Annotated in this window: 21 protein-coding genes; 8 read left to right on the forward strand and 13 right to left on the reverse strand. The window is 63.5% G+C overall.

Translation table 11 applies throughout. The features are described 5' to 3' along the window. Positions 1-116 precede the first annotated feature (116 nt). The 3 genes from EC912_RS00530 to EC912_RS00540 form a co-directional block, all read right to left on the reverse strand. Positions 117-773, reverse strand: a complete 657-nt coding sequence (locus tag EC912_RS00530; RefSeq protein WP_132141197.1) for a class I SAM-dependent methyltransferase — start codon at positions 771-773, stop codon at positions 117-119. Between the two features lie 48 nt (positions 774-821). Then, positions 822-1,175 (reverse strand): EF-hand domain-containing protein, encoded by a 354-nt coding sequence (locus tag EC912_RS00535; RefSeq protein WP_132141198.1) that lies wholly within the window; start codon positions 1,173-1,175, stop codon positions 822-824. Positions 1,176-1,301: 126 nt separating this feature from the next. Next, a complete protein-coding gene (locus EC912_RS00540) occupies positions 1,302-1,601 on the reverse strand; it encodes an EF-hand domain-containing protein (protein WP_132141199.1) in 300 nt (99 codons plus the stop codon). A gap of 147 nt (positions 1,602-1,748) precedes the next feature. Here EC912_RS00540 and EC912_RS00545 point away from each other — a divergent pair, with 147 nt between their 5' ends. Beyond that, positions 1,749-2,987 carry an MFS transporter gene (locus EC912_RS00545; RefSeq protein ID WP_132141200.1) on the forward strand — a complete coding sequence of 413 codons (1,239 nt, stop codon included), beginning with the start codon at positions 1,749-1,751 and terminating at the stop codon, positions 2,985-2,987. Positions 2,988-3,042: 55 nt separating this feature from the next. Beyond that, positions 3,043-3,534: an FKBP-type peptidyl-prolyl cis-trans isomerase gene (locus tag EC912_RS00550; RefSeq protein ID WP_132141201.1), complete on the forward strand. Its 492-nt coding sequence runs from the start codon at positions 3,043-3,045 to the stop codon at positions 3,532-3,534. 71 nt (positions 3,535-3,605) lie between these two features. Here EC912_RS00550 and EC912_RS00555 read toward each other — a convergent pair whose 3' ends face one another. The 3 genes from EC912_RS00555 to EC912_RS00565 all read right to left on the reverse strand — a co-directional run bounded on the left by EC912_RS00555 (position 3,606) and on the right by EC912_RS00565 (position 5,120). Then, a complete protein-coding gene (locus tag EC912_RS00555) occupies positions 3,606-4,037 on the reverse strand; it encodes an organic hydroperoxide resistance protein (protein WP_132141202.1) in 432 nt (143 codons plus the stop codon). Beyond that, positions 4,034-4,489, reverse strand: coding sequence for a MarR family winged helix-turn-helix transcriptional regulator (locus EC912_RS00560; RefSeq protein ID WP_132141203.1), 456 nt, complete (start codon positions 4,487-4,489; stop codon positions 4,034-4,036). Before EC912_RS00560 ends, EC912_RS00555 begins: the two co-directional genes overlap by 4 nt. A gap of 76 nt (positions 4,490-4,565) precedes the next feature. Next, positions 4,566-5,120 (reverse strand): C40 family peptidase, encoded by a 555-nt coding sequence (locus EC912_RS00565; RefSeq protein WP_132141204.1) that lies wholly within the window; start codon positions 5,118-5,120, stop codon positions 4,566-4,568. Positions 5,121-5,252: 132 nt separating this feature from the next. On the opposite strand from EC912_RS00565, the gene EC912_RS00570 reads away from it, so the two are divergent. From EC912_RS00570 to EC912_RS00585, 4 genes are all read left to right on the forward strand, one after another. Beyond that, positions 5,253-6,512: an NAD(P)/FAD-dependent oxidoreductase gene (locus EC912_RS00570; RefSeq protein WP_132141205.1), complete on the forward strand. Its 1,260-nt coding sequence runs from the start codon at positions 5,253-5,255 to the stop codon at positions 6,510-6,512. A gap of 74 nt (positions 6,513-6,586) precedes the next feature. Continuing rightward, the gene (gorA, locus tag EC912_RS00575; RefSeq protein ID WP_132141206.1) at positions 6,587-7,945 is read left to right on the forward strand and encodes a glutathione-disulfide reductase; all 1,359 of its coding nucleotides are present in this window, start codon (positions 6,587-6,589) and stop codon (positions 7,943-7,945) included. 23 nt (positions 7,946-7,968) lie between these two features. Beyond that, positions 7,969-8,766, forward strand: coding sequence for an N-formylglutamate deformylase (hutG, locus tag EC912_RS00580; RefSeq protein ID WP_132141207.1), 798 nt, complete (start codon positions 7,969-7,971; stop codon positions 8,764-8,766). 129 nt (positions 8,767-8,895) lie between these two features. Next, on the forward strand, positions 8,896-9,123 hold the full coding sequence (locus EC912_RS00585) for a hypothetical protein (RefSeq protein WP_132141208.1): 228 nt from the start codon (positions 8,896-8,898) through the stop codon (positions 9,121-9,123). A 111-nt stretch (positions 9,124-9,234) separates the two neighbouring features. Here EC912_RS00585 and EC912_RS00590 read toward each other — a convergent pair whose 3' ends face one another. The 7 genes from EC912_RS00590 to asnS are packed head-to-tail and all read right to left on the reverse strand — an operon-like array spanning position 9,235 to position 15,161. Beyond that, positions 9,235-9,660 carry a RidA family protein gene (locus EC912_RS00590; protein WP_132141209.1) on the reverse strand — a complete coding sequence of 142 codons (426 nt, stop codon included), beginning with the start codon at positions 9,658-9,660 and terminating at the stop codon, positions 9,235-9,237. Further along, positions 9,657-10,319, reverse strand: a complete 663-nt coding sequence (can, locus tag EC912_RS00595; protein WP_132141210.1) for a carbonate dehydratase — start codon at positions 10,317-10,319, stop codon at positions 9,657-9,659. Before can ends, EC912_RS00590 begins: the two co-directional genes overlap by 4 nt. Before the next feature lie 4 nt (positions 10,320-10,323). Further along, complete coding sequence (locus EC912_RS00600) at positions 10,324-11,775, reverse strand: aldehyde dehydrogenase (RefSeq protein WP_132141211.1); 1,452 nt, start codon at positions 11,773-11,775, stop codon at positions 10,324-10,326. Between the two features lie 34 nt (positions 11,776-11,809). Then, positions 11,810-12,598 carry an SDR family oxidoreductase gene (locus EC912_RS00605; protein ID WP_132141212.1) on the reverse strand — a complete coding sequence of 263 codons (789 nt, stop codon included), beginning with the start codon at positions 12,596-12,598 and terminating at the stop codon, positions 11,810-11,812. A gap of 10 nt (positions 12,599-12,608) precedes the next feature. Then, the gene (locus EC912_RS00610; protein WP_132141213.1) at positions 12,609-12,926 is read right to left on the reverse strand and encodes a hypothetical protein; all 318 of its coding nucleotides are present in this window, start codon (positions 12,924-12,926) and stop codon (positions 12,609-12,611) included. A 15-nt stretch (positions 12,927-12,941) separates the two neighbouring features. Next, positions 12,942-13,748, reverse strand: a complete 807-nt coding sequence (locus EC912_RS00615; protein ID WP_132141214.1) for a MalM family protein — start codon at positions 13,746-13,748, stop codon at positions 12,942-12,944. Positions 13,749-13,757: 9 nt separating this feature from the next. Next, positions 13,758-15,161, reverse strand: coding sequence for an asparagine--tRNA ligase (asnS, locus tag EC912_RS00620; RefSeq protein WP_132141215.1), 1,404 nt, complete (start codon positions 15,159-15,161; stop codon positions 13,758-13,760). A 120-nt stretch (positions 15,162-15,281) separates the two neighbouring features. On the opposite strand from asnS, the gene EC912_RS00625 reads away from it, so the two are divergent. Both EC912_RS00625 and rpsF read left to right on the forward strand, forming a co-directional pair. Then, complete coding sequence (locus EC912_RS00625; protein WP_132141216.1) at positions 15,282-15,608, forward strand: HesB/IscA family protein; 327 nt, start codon at positions 15,282-15,284, stop codon at positions 15,606-15,608. 168 nt (positions 15,609-15,776) lie between these two features. After that, entirely contained in the window at positions 15,777-16,205 is a 429-nt protein-coding gene (gene rpsF / locus EC912_RS00630; RefSeq protein WP_132141217.1) for a 30S ribosomal protein S6, read from the forward strand. Positions 16,206-16,219 lie beyond the last annotated feature (14 nt).

Below are 16,219 nucleotides of genomic sequence, written 5' to 3' on the forward strand. Positions count from 1 at the left end.
ATCCACGCCGGAGGTTCGCAAGGGAGTCGGAGCGACGGCAAGACGGAGGCGAGTATACCTTGTCGCAGTGCACAAGTCATTCCCTGCCTGAACGGCGCCTCGTAAGTTATTGATGACTAACGGTGGGCGACCATCAGGTAGCTGTTATAGGGGGTGCGGCCGAACAAGGGCGTGAAGTTCACGCGGATCGATCGTTCCTCCAGAACCCCGCGGATATCGTCCTCGGTAGGGAAATACTGGGCGCCCTCCGGAATCCAGCGCACCGTCTTGATGAACCATTCCTCCCAGACTGTCGCGCGATAGCGCCAGGACCCGTCCCGGATGACATTGCGCAGGATCAGCACGCCATCGTCGGCGAGATGGTCGATGGCGAAACGCAGCAGGTCGCCCTGCCTTTCCGCCGGGAGGTAGTGCAGGACGTCGAGCATGGCGACGTGGCCGCGTACGGGCTGGGGCGTCGTGGCGTCGGCGTTGTGAAAGGCGAACGAGTTTCCGAGGCCCGCGCGCTTGGCGGCTTCTATACCGTTAGCAATCTTGCGGGCGTCATGATCGAGCCCGACGTAACCGTCGAGTACGTTGCAGGCATGCAGGTAATGCCCTAACAGCCCGAGTCCGCATCCGATGTCCAGCATGGGGTGCCGCCGCCCGGCGATAGCGGCGGCGGCAGCGGCATATACCGGGTCGGTGGCAAGCTTGCCGTGGATATAAAACCGATCGCCCCGGTTGCTGAAGCGTGAGGCTATGCGTCGCCTCGTGGGGCTATCGAGAACCATGTAGGAGATGTTTCCCTTCGGCGATAATTGCCGTCATTACGAGCTGGTTCACGGACGTTGACTAGCGACGGGGGCGCTTCTGCGGTGTTCGCGGCGGGCCAGATACCGGTAGTAATCTTTCGCGGTGATCTTGTCCAACACCGGCCATGCTTCGTCGAAATGCGCGCGCAACTCCGCGAGACGAGGCTCGTCCTTCGGGATATCCGCTCTGCGTATATAGCCATCGTGATCCTTATCGAGCGACTCGAAAGACGGCACGATTTTCGGATGAGCGGGCACGGGACCGTCGGTGGCTGCCGATAAGTCGACGTCGTGGGTGCCCGGTGTCGCAGCTTGTGCCTGGGCCGCGAAGGCAAGCGTGGTGGCGAGTAGCGCAATCATGAACGAGTACTGGCGTTTCATCGTGAATCACCTCTCGATTGACGGCGAAAGCCGACGGGCGCTCGCCTTGCTGGATCACTGTGTTCGGCAGGCCGTTTCGCGCGATGGAAACGGCCTGCCTCGTACGACGGTACAACTTGTGTGGCTTTATGGCTTGTGTTGTGTCGACGACTTGTTGATGTATGCGTTGTATTCCGCGCTCGTCACCTTGCCGTCGTGGTCCGCGTCGGCCTCGTTGAAGTGCGCGCGCAGTTCCTTGAGGGCAGAGACATCCTTGGGAACGTCCTTGCGGACGATATAACCCTTGTTGTCTTTGTCGAGCTCGGAGAAAGAGGGCGCGCCGCTATCGGAACTTCCGGTCGGGGCGGGCGCGTTCTGCGCCATGGCCACATTGGCACACAGTGCGGCTGCGAGAGTGAGCGAGACGAGCGAGAGCGAATTCTTCATGAGTCCTCCGTTCTGTCGTAAATGGCGTGAATCAGTTTAGTGTCGCGGTGTTATATCGCCGTGAGAGATGCGTCGCATCTCTTGGCCTCGGGAGCCGTCCGCGCATGTGCTAGCCTCGGCGCGGCCCGCCGCCGAGGAGTATGTCAGATGCTGTTGCCCGCCGCCCTGCGTGACCTCGACAGCACGCAGAGACATACGGTTCTCGCCAGTTTCCTCGGCTGGACCCTGGATGCCTTCGATTATTTTCTGCTGACCTTCGTCATCGTCGCGGTCGCGCACGAATTCAACGTGCCGAAGAGCGAGGTGACCTACGGGTTGTTCCTGACGCTGGCGGCACGGCCGCTGGGCGCGCTGATTTTCGGGCGGCTCGCGGATCGTTACGGGCGCCGGCCTGTCCTGATGTTCGACATCGTGCTGTTCTCCATCCTGGAGGTGGCCTGCGCTTTTGCGCCCACGCTGGGCGTCCTGCTTGGATTGCGCTTCCTGTTCGGCATCGCGATGGGCGGCGAGTGGGGCCTTGGCGCGGCGCTCGCCATGGAGTCGATTCCCGCCAAATCGCGCGGGCTCGTCTCCGGCCTGCTGCAAAGTGGCTACCCCTGCGGGTTCTTCCTCGCGGCCCTGGCGAATTGGCTGCTCGTGGACCACATCGGCTGGCGAGGGCTCTTCATTGTCGGCGCATTGCCTGCCTTGCTGGTCGTCTACATTCGCCGGAAAGTGCCGGAGTCCCCCGTCTGGGAAGGGCGTCGCCATGAAGCGCGTCAGAGCGTGATGGTATCGATGCGCGGACACTGGATGCGCTTCGTCTACCTGATGCTGCTGATGGCGGCGTTCAATATGTTCAGCCACGGCTCGCAGGACATGTATCCGACCTTCGTGCAGGAAAACCTGCATGTCGAGGCAGGATCGGGGACGGCGTTCATGCTCACCGCGCTGCTCAATATCGGTGCGCTGGTCGGCGGGCTGTCGTTTGGCGCCTGGTCGGAACGCATCGGCCGCCGCCGCGCCATGATGATCGCCGCGCTGCTCGCTATACCCGTTATCCCTTTGTGGATGTACGGCGGCTCGCTGCTTCTGCTGGGTCTTGGCGCGTTCCTTATCCAGGTGATGGTGCAGGGTGCCTGGGGCGTGGTGCCTACCCACCTGAACGAGCTTTCCCCCGACTCGGTTCGCGGCACGTTGCCGGGTTTTGCCTACCAGATGGGCAACCTGCTCGCGGCCATCACGGCGACCGCGCAAACCTGGATGGCGGAGCGCCGTGGCGGGGATTTCGCCTTCTCGATGTCGATATGGATCGCGGGCGTGGCGATCCTGCTGACGCTGCTGCTGTGGTTGGGGCCCGAGGCCCGGGGTGTCCGTTTCGGCAGGCGGGGGAGCGATCCGGCGTGACGCCGGGGCGCCTGCCCGCTAACATCCGCGGTTTGAATATGGTCGGGAAACACCCATGCAGGCTGGCAAGGACAAGGTCATCACGTTCCATTACACGCTGGGCGTGAATGGCGAGCAGGTCGAAAGCTCCAAAGAGACGGGCGAGCCGTTGTGGATCCTTCTGGGGCACGGCCAGCTGATTCCGGGGCTGGAAGCGGGTCTGGAAGGCAAGTCGGCGGGCGACACGCTCGACATCGAAATCGCGCCCGAGGACGGCTACGGTCCGCGCCAGGACGGCATGACCCAGCGTGTGCCGAAGAAGTTCTTCCAGAATGGCGCGAAGCTGAAGGTGGGCGATTCCACCATTCTGTCGCTGAAGGAAGGCGGCCAGCGCGTCGTTGTGGTGAAGAAGGTCGGCATGTCGGTCATCGACGTCGATCTCAACCATCCGATGGCTGGCAAGACGCTGAACTTCCATGTCGATGTGGTCGGCGTGCGCGACGCTTCGGAAGAAGAAATCAAGCACGGTCACGCCCACCCGGGCGAGGACGGCAAGGCGGCTCATTGACGCGATAGCGTTTGGGGTTGAAGCGAAAACGGCGCCTCAAGGGCGCCGTTTTCGTTTCAGTCGAACCTCGATCAGACCAGCTTGATCGTCACGTCCACATTGCCGCGCGTGGCGTGCGAATACGGGCAGATGTCGTTATGCGCGGTGTCGACGATTTCCTGTGCGACAGCAGGATCGACGCCCGGCAGGCTGACGTCCAGCTCGACCTTGATGCCGAAGCCGGTCGGCTCGCGCGGGCCGATGCCCACTTTGGCGTGGACCGACGGGTCCTTAAGGGCGACCTTGCGCTGGCCGGCCACGAAGCGGACGGCGCCTTCGAAGCAAGCGGCATAGCCCGCGGCAAACAGCTGTTCCGGGTTGCTGCCGCCACCGTTGCCGCCCATTTCCTTCGGCAGGCGCAGGTCGAGTTTGATCAGGCCGTCGTTGCTTTCGACGTGACCTTCGCGACCACCGTGGACCGTGGCTTCGGCGGTGTAGATGACATTAACTTTGGCAATCGTCATGGCGTGTTTCCTTCGTTTGAAGTGTCGGTAACGAGACGCGCGGTGAGCGTTTTCAGTTCCTCGCGCAACTGGATGACGTCCTCCGGTGCCATGCCGGTCTGGCATAGCAACTGATCGGGGATGGGATTGGCCTTGTCGCGCAGGGCGCGGCCGGCATCGGTAAGGGTGATAAGCACACTGCGCTCGTCTTCTGGGCGGCGAACCCGGGAAACGAGCCCGGCGGATTCCAGGCGCTTGAGCAGCGGTGTGAGCGTGCCCGAATCGAGCAACAGCTGTTCGCCGAGTTCACCCACGGTAAGGCTGTCGCGCTCCCACAGCACCAGCATGGCCAGGTATTGCGGGTAGGTGAGGCCAAGCTCCTCCAGCAAGCGTCGATACGTCGCGGTCATGGCGCGCGAGGCGGCATAGAGCGCGAAGCAGAGCTGGTCGTCGAGGCGGAGGGTGGCTTTCATGGGGTGGCATGAAAGCACGCAATTAAATTGTGCACAATATATATTTTGTGAAGATGCCTGTTTCGTTGCCCGCCATTCAGTTCAGGACACGCTTCCCATAGACGAAGTTGTCGCGCCAGTAGCTGCCGTCCAGATTGTCCAGCCTTACCGTACCGCCGGAGTTGGGCGCGTGGACGAAGCGGCCTTTGCCAACATAGACGCCTACATGCGTCACGCCGCGCTTGCCGAAGAAGACGAGGTCGCCGCTGGCGAGTTCGCCTTCGTCCAGCCGTGGCCGGTCGAGTGCGGCCATCTGCTGTGAGGTCCGGGGCAGCTTGAGGCCGGTCGACGTCATGTAGATGTAGTTGACCAGCCCACTGCAGTCGAAACCGCCCGAGGGCGTATTGCCGCCCCAGCGGTAAGGCGTGCCCACGAGGCCGATAGCGCGGAACAGGACATCGTTGGCCGCATCCGGCGGTATCGCATCGGCGGGCTTCGTCGACCACCCGAGGTTCATGGGGCGGGACGGTTTCGAGGTTTTATGCGGGGCGCTGCCGCAGGCGGCAAGCAGGGCGCAGAGGGCCAGCGCCGCGGACAGGCGCAGCCATCGGGTGGCCTGACGGAGGCTGTCGTGGGTGGCGAGTTCGGACATCGGACGTTCCCTGCATCGAGCGCGACGAGGGAAGGTTAGCAAATCAATTAGTTGCGTGGAATAGTTCAGAGAAGACGCGAGTTAGGGCTCTCTGCGTCTTCACGCGGACGTACGAGCGTTTAAACTGGCGTAATGGATGCATCCCGAAGCGACGTATTGATCCTGGGCGGGGGCGTGATCGGCCTCGCCTGCGCCCTGTATCTGCTCCGGTCGGGCGTCTCGGTTCGCGTATTGGAACAGGGTTTTCCCGGATCGGGCAGTTCCCATGGCAACTGCGGCACGATCACGCCAAGTCACGCCGCGCCGCTGACGATGCCCGGTATGGTCGGCACCGCTTTGCGTTCGCTGCTGCACCGCGACGCGCCCCTTTATGTGAATCCGCGGCCGGATCTCGATCGGCTGCGCTGGCTGTTTTCCTTCGCCAGGCACTGCACCTGGCGCGATTTCAATCGGGCGGGGGAGGCGCGCGGTGCGATTCTCGCCCGCTCCCGTGCGCTGATGGGCGAGCTGATCGCGCAGGAAGGACTCGACTGCGAGTTCGACGAGGTCGGCGAGCTTTACGTCTACCGAAGCGCGCGTGTACTGGATCAGGATCGTCACCACGTCGAACTGCTCGATCGTCTTGGCATGGCCGTGCAATCCATGACCGGCGACGAGGTGCTGGCCATGGAGCCCGCACTTCGCGAGGGTGTCGTTGGCGGCTTATATCACGCGGGAGACGCGCGTCTTCGCCCCGATCGCTACGTCGCGGAGCTGGCGCGACGGGTGCGGGAGCTTGGCGGCAAGATCGAAACCGGCGCGCGTGTCGATCACTTTGGCGTAACGGATAACCGCATTACTTACGTACGCACGACGGGTGGCATCTTTACCGGCGACCGTGTCGTCATGGCCCTGGGCGCTTGGTCGCCGCCGATCGGCCGCATGCTTGGCCTGCGCCTGCCAATGCAGCCCGGCAAGGGTTATTCGCTGACTTACGACGCGGCACCCGTACGCGCGCCGCGACACTCGCTGGTTCTGCGCGAAGCGGCCGTATGCGTGACCACATGGGCATCGGGCTACCGGCTTGGCAGCACGATGGAGTTCTCCGGTTACGAGGAGGGCCTCAACGACGTGCGCCTGGATGCGTTGCGCCGTGGCGCGGCGACCTTCCTGCACGAACCGGAGGGGCGCGGCGAAGTGGTGCCCTGGTGGGGCTGGCGTCCCATGAGCGTCGACGAGGTGCCGATCATCGGGCCGAGTTCGCGCTGGTCGAACCTGGTATTCGCGACGGGGCACGGGATGCTGGGTATCAGCATGTCGGCGGCGACCGGGGAGCTGGTGGCGGGGCTGCTCGCCGGGCCTGCGCCGGTGCTCGATCCGGCGCCGTTTTCGCCGGCGCGGTTTGGGTTGTGATTTTCAGAGCGCGATCACCCCACATCCAACAGTGTTTGCTACCGTGAGGCTCGCCGCCACCGGAGCCCCCACCCATGCAGGAAACCTTCGACCTCATCGTCCTCGGCGGTGGCTCCGGCGGACTCGCCGCCGCCATACGGGCGGCAAAGCACGGCGCGCATGTCGCGCTGCTGGAACCGAAGAAACTGGGCGGCACCTGCGTCAACGTCGGCTGCATACCCAAGAAAGCGATGTGGTACGCGGCGCAGATGGCCGAAGCGCAGCAGATCGCCGTCGACTATGGCTTTCATGAAAAACCCGGCTCGCTCGACTGGCCGCGTTTCATCGCCTATCGCGAAAAATACATCGAGAACATCCGCGCCGCCTATGCCCGCACGCTCGATCAGTCGAAGATCACGGTCGTACGGGAAACCGGACGTTTTGTCTCGCCGACTCGCATCCTTGCCGGCGAGCGCGAACTGACCGCGTCACATATCGTCATCGCGACGGGCTCGACGCCGAACCGTCTCGATACGCCAGGCTTCGACATCGGTACGGTATCCGATGGTTTTTTCGCACTGCGCTCCTGTCCGCGACGGACGGCGATCGTCGGTGGCGGATACATCGCGGTGGAGCTGGCCGGTGTGCTCCGCGCGCTGGGTAGCGACGTCGACATGTACGTACGCGACCGTCTGATGGGCGGTTTCGACGAGGAGATGGCTTACCTGCTCGGCGACGAAATGCGCCAGCACGGTATTCGCGTCCATTACGGGTGCCAGATCACGGCCGCGCACGAGAAGGACGGCGCGATCCTGCTGGACTGCGACAAAGGCAACCAACCGGGGCCATACGAAGCCCTGATCTGGGCAATCGGCCGGCACCCGAACACGCGCACGCTGGATATCGAGGTCATCGACCTGGCCGTCGACCGACACGGTCATGTGCTGGTCGACGCATGGCAGGAAACGAATGTCCCCGGCGTATACGCCGTGGGCGACGTTACGCCGAACAAAGCGCTGACGCCGGTTGCGGTGGCCGCGGGCCGGAAGCTCGCCGACCGCCTGTTCGGCGGCATGCCGGATGCCCGGCTCGACTACGACAACATTCCCAGTGTCGTCTTTTCGCATCCGCCGCTGGCCACGGTGGGCTTGTCCGAACAGGAAGCGCGCGACAAGTACGGTGCGGACGTGCACGTATACAAGCAGTCCTTCGTGCCAATGCAACTAGCGCTGGCGGGCCGCCTCATGAAAAGTGTCTACAAACTGGTCTGCACCGGCGAGGATTCCCGCATCGTGGGCATCCAGATGCTGGGGCCGGCCTCCGACGAGTTGCTCCAGGGTTTCGCCGTGGCCCTGAAGATGGGCGCGCGCAAGTCGGATTTCGACGCCACCGTGGCCATCCACCCCACATCCGCCGAGGAAATGGTGCTGATGGGAGCACGCGTGCCGGGCTGAACGCGCGGGCGTACACTCCACCCATGATTCCCTATACCCTGCATCGCGGCACCGCGCCGCTCCTGGTCAGCCTGCCGCACAATGGCAGCGTTATTCCCGACGACATCGCGGCACGCATGACGCCGCGTGCGACGCGCTCGGTCGATACCGACTGGCACGTGGCCGAGCTTTACGACTTTGCCCGCGAGATGGGGGCAAGCGTGCTCCGGCCCTTCGCGTCGCGATACGTCGTCGACGTCAATCGTCCCGCCGACGGACATGCGTTGTATCCGGGCAGGAAAGAAACCGGCCTCGTGCCGACGATGATGTTCAACGGGGACGATATTTACCTCGAAGGCAAAGAGCCCGATGCCGCCGAAATCGCCGCACGCGTGGATCGCTGGTGGCGTCCCTATCACGACGCGATCGGTGTCGAGCTGGATCGGCTGAAGGCGTTGCACGGCCATGTCGTTCTGTGGGAAGGGCATTCCATTCGCAGTCATGTGCCGATGCTGTTCGATGGGAAGTTGCCCGACTTCAATCTCGGCACGGCCGACAGCACCAGTTGCGTGCCGGAACTTCAGTCGCGTCTCGAGCAGGTGTTGGCGAGGCAGAGCGATTACTCGTACGCCGTCAACGGACGCTTCAAGGGTGGCTACATCACTCGCGAATATGGACGTCCAGACGATGGCGTAAGCACCGTGCAGCTGGAGCTGGCGCAGGTGAATTACATGGACGAAGACAGCTTCGCTTACCTACCGGAAAAGGCTGCCGGCGTGCAGATGCTGATCGGCGATATGCTCAAGCTATGCCTGGAACATTCGCAAGTTATCGCGTCCTGATTCCGCATGAACTTACGTGATTTCCGTTCAGTTTGCATATGCCTGCGATGGCGCAATTTAAGGCCGTCGCGCCGCCCGGAGCGGAAGAGTTCCCTACGGGTCCGCGGCCTCACATCGAGGTGTATTCCCATGCGTAAACTTGCTATCGCTTCGCTTCTTGCCGCCAGCATCGCCCTCTCCGGTGCCGCGTTCGCACAGGACGCCGCACCGGCCGCGAGCCCGGCTGCGAAGTCGGCGAGTGCTGCTCCCAAGCATCACAAGGCCGCCAAGCATCACAAGGCCCCCAAGGCGACCGGTACGAAGGCCAGCGCGAAGACCGCTACGCCCGCCGCCGGCAGCGAGACCACTGGCGAGTGAGTGACGAGCGGCGGGTCCTACGGGGCCCGCCGCTTGCTTATACCTTTCCCGTCGCATATTCCTTTCGCCACATCGAAGGAACAATAGGTTCGCGCCGCAGGAATCGCGCTCCTACAACAGCGGTGCTGTCAGCGACGCGACACACTTGAGTTCTATCGCGATGGGTGTCGGCAGGGCAGTGATGCCGACGGTCGTGCGACAGGCGTCCACGCCTGCGAAATATTCCGCGTAGAGTTTGTTGTATGCGGCGAAGTCCGCCTGCATGTCCGTGAGGTATACCGTCACGTCGACAAGATCCTCCCAGCGCGCATCGCTGGCTTCCAGTACGGCACGTACGTTGGCGAATACCTGCCGGCATTGCGCTTCTATGTCGTAACCGACGAGCCGGCCCTGCGCATCGACGCGGTTGCCGGGGACGTCGTTGCTGCCGGGAACACGCGGCCCGACGCCCGAAAGAAACAGCAGATTGCCGACGCGTCGTGCGTGCGGATAGGCACCCACGGGCTGCGGGGCGCGATCGGTATGGATGATCGTCACGGCGCGGTCTCCGCGCGGTTCGTCATGCGCGCGACCGCCGCTTCGTAGACCGATTGCACCGACCCGCGATCGCTGACTTCCATTTTCATGTCGCGGATGCGTCCGTCGAAAAGGCTGTAGCACCAGGCGTGAACGGACAGCGGTTGACCGCGATCCCATGCGTCCTGCACCGCGGTCGTCTGACACACGTTCAGTGCCTGTTCGATGGCGTTCAGCTCGCAGAGGTATTCGCTGCGCACTTCGGGCCGGACGAGCGTCGAGATCACCGGCGCATGCTTCACCGCGACATCGTTGACGTGCCGTAGCCAGTTGTCCACCAGGCCTAGGCGGCGCTGATCGAGAACGGCCTGGACGCCGCCGCATCCGTAATGGCCAACGACCAGGATATGTTCGACCTTGAGTACGTCCACCGCGAACTGGATGGTGCTGAGGCAGTTGAGATCGGTATGCGAGACGACGTTCGCCACATTGCGCTGGACGAAAATTTCGCCGGGCGGCAGGTCGACGATCTGCGTGGCGGGCACGCGCGAATCGGAGCAGCCGATCCACAGATATTTCGGGGCCTGCTGTTGCGACAGTCGCTGGAAGAATCCGGGATCGTTGTTGCGAACGGATTCGGACCAGATGCGGTTGCTTTCCAGCAGTTGTTCGAGGGGCATGTCGTCAGATCCGGTAGTCGATGCAGATGTTCTTGGCTTCGCTGAAAAAGCGCAGGGCTTCGGTGCCGCCTTCGCGTCCCACACCGGACTGTTTCACGCCGCCGAACGGCGTGCGCAGGTCGCGCAGCATCCAGCAGTTGATCCAGACGATGCCGAACTGGAGGCGCGCGGCGAAGCGGTGGGCGCGGCCAAGATCGCGTGTCCACACGGAGGCGGCGAGTCCATACGGCGTTCCGTTGGCGATACGCAAGGCGTCTTCCTCGTCGTCGAACGGAATCAGCGTAACGACGGGGCCGAAAATTTCTTCCTGATTGGTGACGCTTTCCGGCGCGAGGCCGTCGATGACGGTCGGTTCGACGAACCAGCCATCGGCGCAGCGTCCTTCCAGGGTTATCCGGTTGCCACCGCAGAGCACGTTGCCGCCTTCGGCGCGCGCGCGTTCGATGGCGCCCGTGACTTTGTCGAAGTGCGGATGCGACACGAGGGCACCGATATCCGTTGCGGCATCTTTTGGATCGCCTACGCGCAGCGCGCGGACGCGCTCCAGATACAGGTCGCGGAAGCGCGCATAGATCGATCGCTGCACGAGCAACCGCGAGCCGCACAGGCAGATTTCGCCCTGATTGGCGAAGCCCGAACGCACGATAGTCGCCATGGCTTCATCGGAAAAATCGAAGTCGTCGAAGACGACGGCGGGATTTTTTCCGCCGAGTTCGAGCGACACTTTCTTGAACTCCGGCGCCGCGGCGCTTGCGATAGCCGCACCCGTGCGCGTGCTACCGGTGAACGAGACGGCTTTGACCGACGGATGCCCGACGATCGCGGCACCCACATCGGGTCCCGTGCCATGCACGATATTCAGCACGCCGGGCGGCAGGCCGGCTTCGTCGGCGAGCGTGCCGAGCAACCACGCGGTAAATGGCGTGACTTCCGAAGGCTTCGCGACGACAGCGTTGCCGGCCGCGAGCGCGGGTGCGATTTTCCAGGTGAAGAGATAAAGCGGCAGGTTCCACGGACTGATGCAGCCGACGACACCGATGGGCTGGCGCAGGGTGTAGTTGATCGCGCCTTGTTCCATGGCGTGCGCTTCGGTTTGCCATTGCGTGATTGCGGAGGCGAAGAAACGCAGGTTGGCGACGGCGCGGGGAATATCGAGTCGGCGGGCGAGGGCGACGGGTTTGCCGCTGTCCTGCGATTCCGCTTCGGCGAAGATATCGAGTCGTGCTTCGACGAGATCGGCCAGGCGCATCAGGATGCGGGCGCGCTCGTCGGCGGGGGTTTGTCCCCAGGCGGGGGCGGCGCGCACGGCAGCTTCGACGGCGGCGGCGACATCGGTGGCGCCGGACGCGGGGCAGCGGGCAAAAACGCCGCCGCTGGCCGGTTCGACGACGTCGAGGTAGCGGCCCGAGCGGGAAGCCGCTGCGTGGCCGTTAATCAGATTCGCGAGGATGATCATCGGGTCAGTCTAATCCGTCGACCGACCGGCGGCATCAGCTGAGCGAGCGCGTCCGTCCACCGTCGACGGGAATGCTCACGCCGTTGACGTAAGCGGCGGCCGGGGTGCACAGGAAGGCCGCCACCGCCGCTACTTCGGCCGCATCGGCGAAGCGCCCCGCGGGAACGTGCGCGAGCATGCCCCGCTCGACGTCGGCCTGGCTGTTGCCGGACGAGCGCATGCCGTTGGCCACGATGGCATCGAGGCGCGCCGTACGCGTATAGCCGGGCAGGACGTTGTTGACCGTAATGCCGTCCGCGGCGAGTTCGACGGACAGCGTCTTGGCCCAGCTGGCCACGGCGGCGCGTACGGTGTTGGATACGCCGAGGTTGGGGAGAGGTTCCTTCACCGACGTACTGATGATGTTGACGATCCGCCCGTAGCCCGCCTCGCGCATGCCGGGAAGAACGGCCTGGACGAGCGTCTGTCCGGCGATGAGGTGCTGCCGGAACGCCGTGAGATATGCGTCGGGTTCGGCGGTGTGAGCGGGACCTGCCGGCGGTCCGCCGCTGTTGTTCACCAGGATGTGTACCGGCGAACGTTTGGCTACGTCGATGGCGACGCTTGCCAGTCGGGCGGTATCGAGAGTGTCCGCTACTACGTAGCGATGGACCTGGCCTGCGCTGGTCGGCAGGGTCGCCGCGACGGCGGCTAGTGCGTCGGCCGAGCGCGCCAGCAGCGTGATGCTGGCGCCTAGTTCGGCCAGTTCCAGTGCGATAGCGCGACCGATGCCCTGCGAGGCACCGCAAACGAGCGCGTGGCGCCCCGTCAGATCCAACTGCATGGCGTGTTCCTCAGTGGGCGGCAAACCAGCGGATGGCGATGGCCGCGAACCAGCAGATCCAGCCAATCCGCGGTGCGATGCGCCAGCGGCGCTGCCACGCGGACAACTGGGCGTCTTCGAAAAGGTGCGGCGCTTCGGAGCGCAATACGTGCTGCAGGCGCATCCATGTGCGGACACCGCTGGGTTTTCCCTCATCGGGCACCGCGATGATCTTCCACTGGTCCGGGTAGCGCTGCCGCAGGATGGACGCGAAGCGGTACTGCGCGACGAAGCTCAGCAGGAAGGCGCCGATGCCGGCGAACAGAAGCAGGATGTAGAGAATGAGCACTTAGTGTCCCGGGCCTCAGGTGCCCTTGTCCTTCGGGTTGTCCATTTTGCGGCGGAGCAGGTCGTTGTCCACGACCGAACGAATGGTCGAGATGACGCCCTTGCCGCCTGGCGACTTGCCGCATACCGCGTTCTGGACGGCTTTGCGGTAAGTGTCGTTTTCGATGCCGACGTACACCACGCCATCGGGGCCGTGCGGAATCTTGAAGCTGCCCGCCGAATTCATCTTGACCGGCGCTTCGGCCGAGAACGTGGTGGGCGATTGCTCCCAATACGTCTGTGCTGCCTGTTGCTTGGCGGACGAATAGATCACCAGATAGCGGGCTTTGTCGTCCATGACCTTGATGTTGCCGAACGCGCCGGTCGTCTCGCTGGTCCAGCCCATGTACTCGCAGAGCTGCACGTCTTCGGAGTGGATCGGCTGGAAGGCATCGTCCAGCAGCACCGCGGTCGGGGCGAACAGGTAGCTGGAACTCAGCCAGCGACCGTTGAGTTCGGACTTCATCGAGATCGTATACGGCAGCTTCGCCGCACCGGGCAGACGGAACGCAAGGAAATAGCTGCGATCGCCGTTGAGGTTGGCGACCGGGCTATTGGCGCCCAGTTCGAAGCGTTTCGGCTGCCAGGGCAGCATGTCCTGATACGACAGGTCGGCAAAACTGCCGCAGCAGGGCGCGGCGCCCTGGAGCTGCTTGCGCGCCAGGTCGATCGTGCCCGTGGGATTTTCCGGTCGACGGAAGTTCGGCGGCACGATGCTGCTGCACGCAGCGAGTGCGAGCAGCATCAGGGCAGTGATGGCGATACGAAGTGGGGTCGGGGACATGATCGGTCTTTAGAACTCGGCACTCCCTGCCGCACGGGGATACGGGATGGCATCGCGGATGTTCGCGAGGCCGCAGACGTAAACGAGCAGACGTTCGAAGCCCAGGCCGAAACCGGCGTGCGGCACCGTGCCGTAACGGCGCAGGTCGCGATACCAGCTGTAGATGTCCTTATCGAGACCGAACTGGTCCATGCGCCGGTCGAGATAATCCAGGCGTTCCTCGCGCTGGGCGCCGCCGATGATTTCGCCGATGCCCGGCGCGAGTACGTCCATCGCCGCCACGGTCTTTCCATCGTCGTTGAGGCGCATATAGAAAGCCTTGATGGCTTCCGGGTAGTTCATAACGACCACGGGGCGGCCGATATGTTCCTCGGCGAGGAAGCGCTCGTGCTCCGTCTGCAGGTCGATGCCCCACGCGACGGGGTGCTCGAACTTCTTGCCGGACTTCTGCAGGATCGTCACGGCGTCCGTGTAATCGATGCGCTCGAACGGCTTCGCGATGAAGGCTTCGAGACGGCTGATCGCGTCCGGCTGCACGCGTTCGGCGAAGAAGGTCATGTCGTCCGCGCGTTCTTCCAGCACCGCCTTGAAGATGCCCTTGAGGAAGGTTTCCGCCAGGTCGGCGATGTCGGACAGGTCGGCGAACGCGACTTCGGGCTCCACCATCCAGAACTCGGCAAGGTGGCGCGTGGTGTTGGAGTTCTCGGCGCGGAAGGTCGGGCCGAACGTGTACACCTTGCTCATCGCCATGGCATAGCCTTCGACGTTGAGCTGGCCGGACACGGTTAGGAACGCCTCGCGGCCGAAGAAATCCTTGCGGAAATCGATGGCACCCTTGTCGTCGCGCGGCAGGTTGGCCAGGTCGAGCGTCGACAGGCGGAACATATCGCCCGCGCCCTCGGCGTCCGAGGTTGTGATGATCGGCGTATTGATCCAGAAGAAACCCTGTTCGGTCAGGATGCGATGGATGGCCATCATCATCGTGTGGCGCACGCGGGTCACGGCACCGAACATATTGGTGCGCGGGCGCAGGTGGGCGACTTCGCGCAGGAACTCCATGGAGTGCTGCTTGGGCTGGATCGGATAGGTTTCCGGGTCGTCGACGAAACCCGTGACCTCGATGCGCGTGGCCTGGATCTCGTACGCCTGGCCCTTGCCCTGCGAGGGCACAAGCTTGCCGGTCGCGATCAGGCCGGCGCCGGCGGTGAGGTGCTTCACCTCGGTTTCGTAATTGGGCAGGTCGGCGGTAGCGACCACCTGGATCGGGTCGAAGCAGGAGCCGTCGCTCACGTTCACAAAGGACAGTCCGGCCTTGGAATCGCGCCGGGTACGAACCCAGCCGCGAACCGTGACTTCCTGCTCGGCCGGGGAGGTGCCTCCGGCCAGGGCCTGCTTGACGCTTACCACCGTCATCGATTGAAACTCCGTCAGGAGCGCCGCATATCGGCGCATGTAGATCGACCCATGATGATAATGTAGGCGTCAGGTGAACGGCGACCCGTTCGCACGTTAAATGAGATAACTGGCCTTTTTATGACGATTCAGATCACTCCCGCGGCCAACGACCGTATGCGCGGCTTCCTCGCCGCGGCTCCCGGCGCCGCCGGCGTGCGTTTCGGCGTGAAGCGCACGGGGTGTTCCGGGTTCGGTTATGTGGTCGATCTGGCCAGCGCGGTGGCCGAGGGCGATTCGGTCCTCGATATCGACGGCATCAAGGTCATCGTCGATCCGAAGAGCCTCCCCCTCGTGGACGGCACCCTGATCGACTTCCAGAAGCAGGGTCTCAACGCGTCGTTCGTTTTCCACAACCCCAATGCGACTGGGGAATGTGGCTGCGGCGAGAGTTTCACGACCGGCTGAGACACGACCGGCTGAGGTCTGCCGGCACCCTGGTTTTTCACGGGATTGCCCCGTATCCCCATTCGCCGCTACAATGCGCGGCTGGCTGTCCGTCCGGACGGCCTTCTTGCCTCACCGCCATGCGGGAGGCTGCCATCCCCGGAAGGGGTGCATCCACAAGGAGACACCATGCGTCATTATGAAGTCGTTTTCCTGGTCCACCCGGATCAGAGCGAGCAGGTGCCCGCGATGATCGAGCGCTACAAGGCGCTGATCGAGGGCGATAGCGGCAAAATCCACCGTCTTGAAGACTGGGGCCGCCGCCAGCTTGCGTACCCGATCGAGAACCTCGCCAAGGCTCACTACGTGATGCTGAACATCGAGGTCAGCCAGAACGCGCTGAACGAACTCGAGACGGGCTTCCGTTTCAACGACGCCGTCCTGCGCCACCTCGTGGTTCGCCGCGACGAAGCCGACCTCGAGCCGTCCTTCATCCTTAAGAGCAAGGAAAAGGACGAGCAGAAGGGTTCGCGTCGCCGTGACGACGACGACAGCGGCGACGACCGCCGTGGCAGCCGCGATAACGATCGCGACAACGATCGCGACAGCGACGACTAATCGGGGAGCACGAC

The sequence above is a fragment of the Luteibacter rhizovicinus genome (genome assembly GCF_004342265.1).
In the GTDB taxonomy this organism is placed as follows: Bacteria; Pseudomonadota; Gammaproteobacteria; order Xanthomonadales; family Rhodanobacteraceae; genus Luteibacter; species Luteibacter rhizovicinus_B.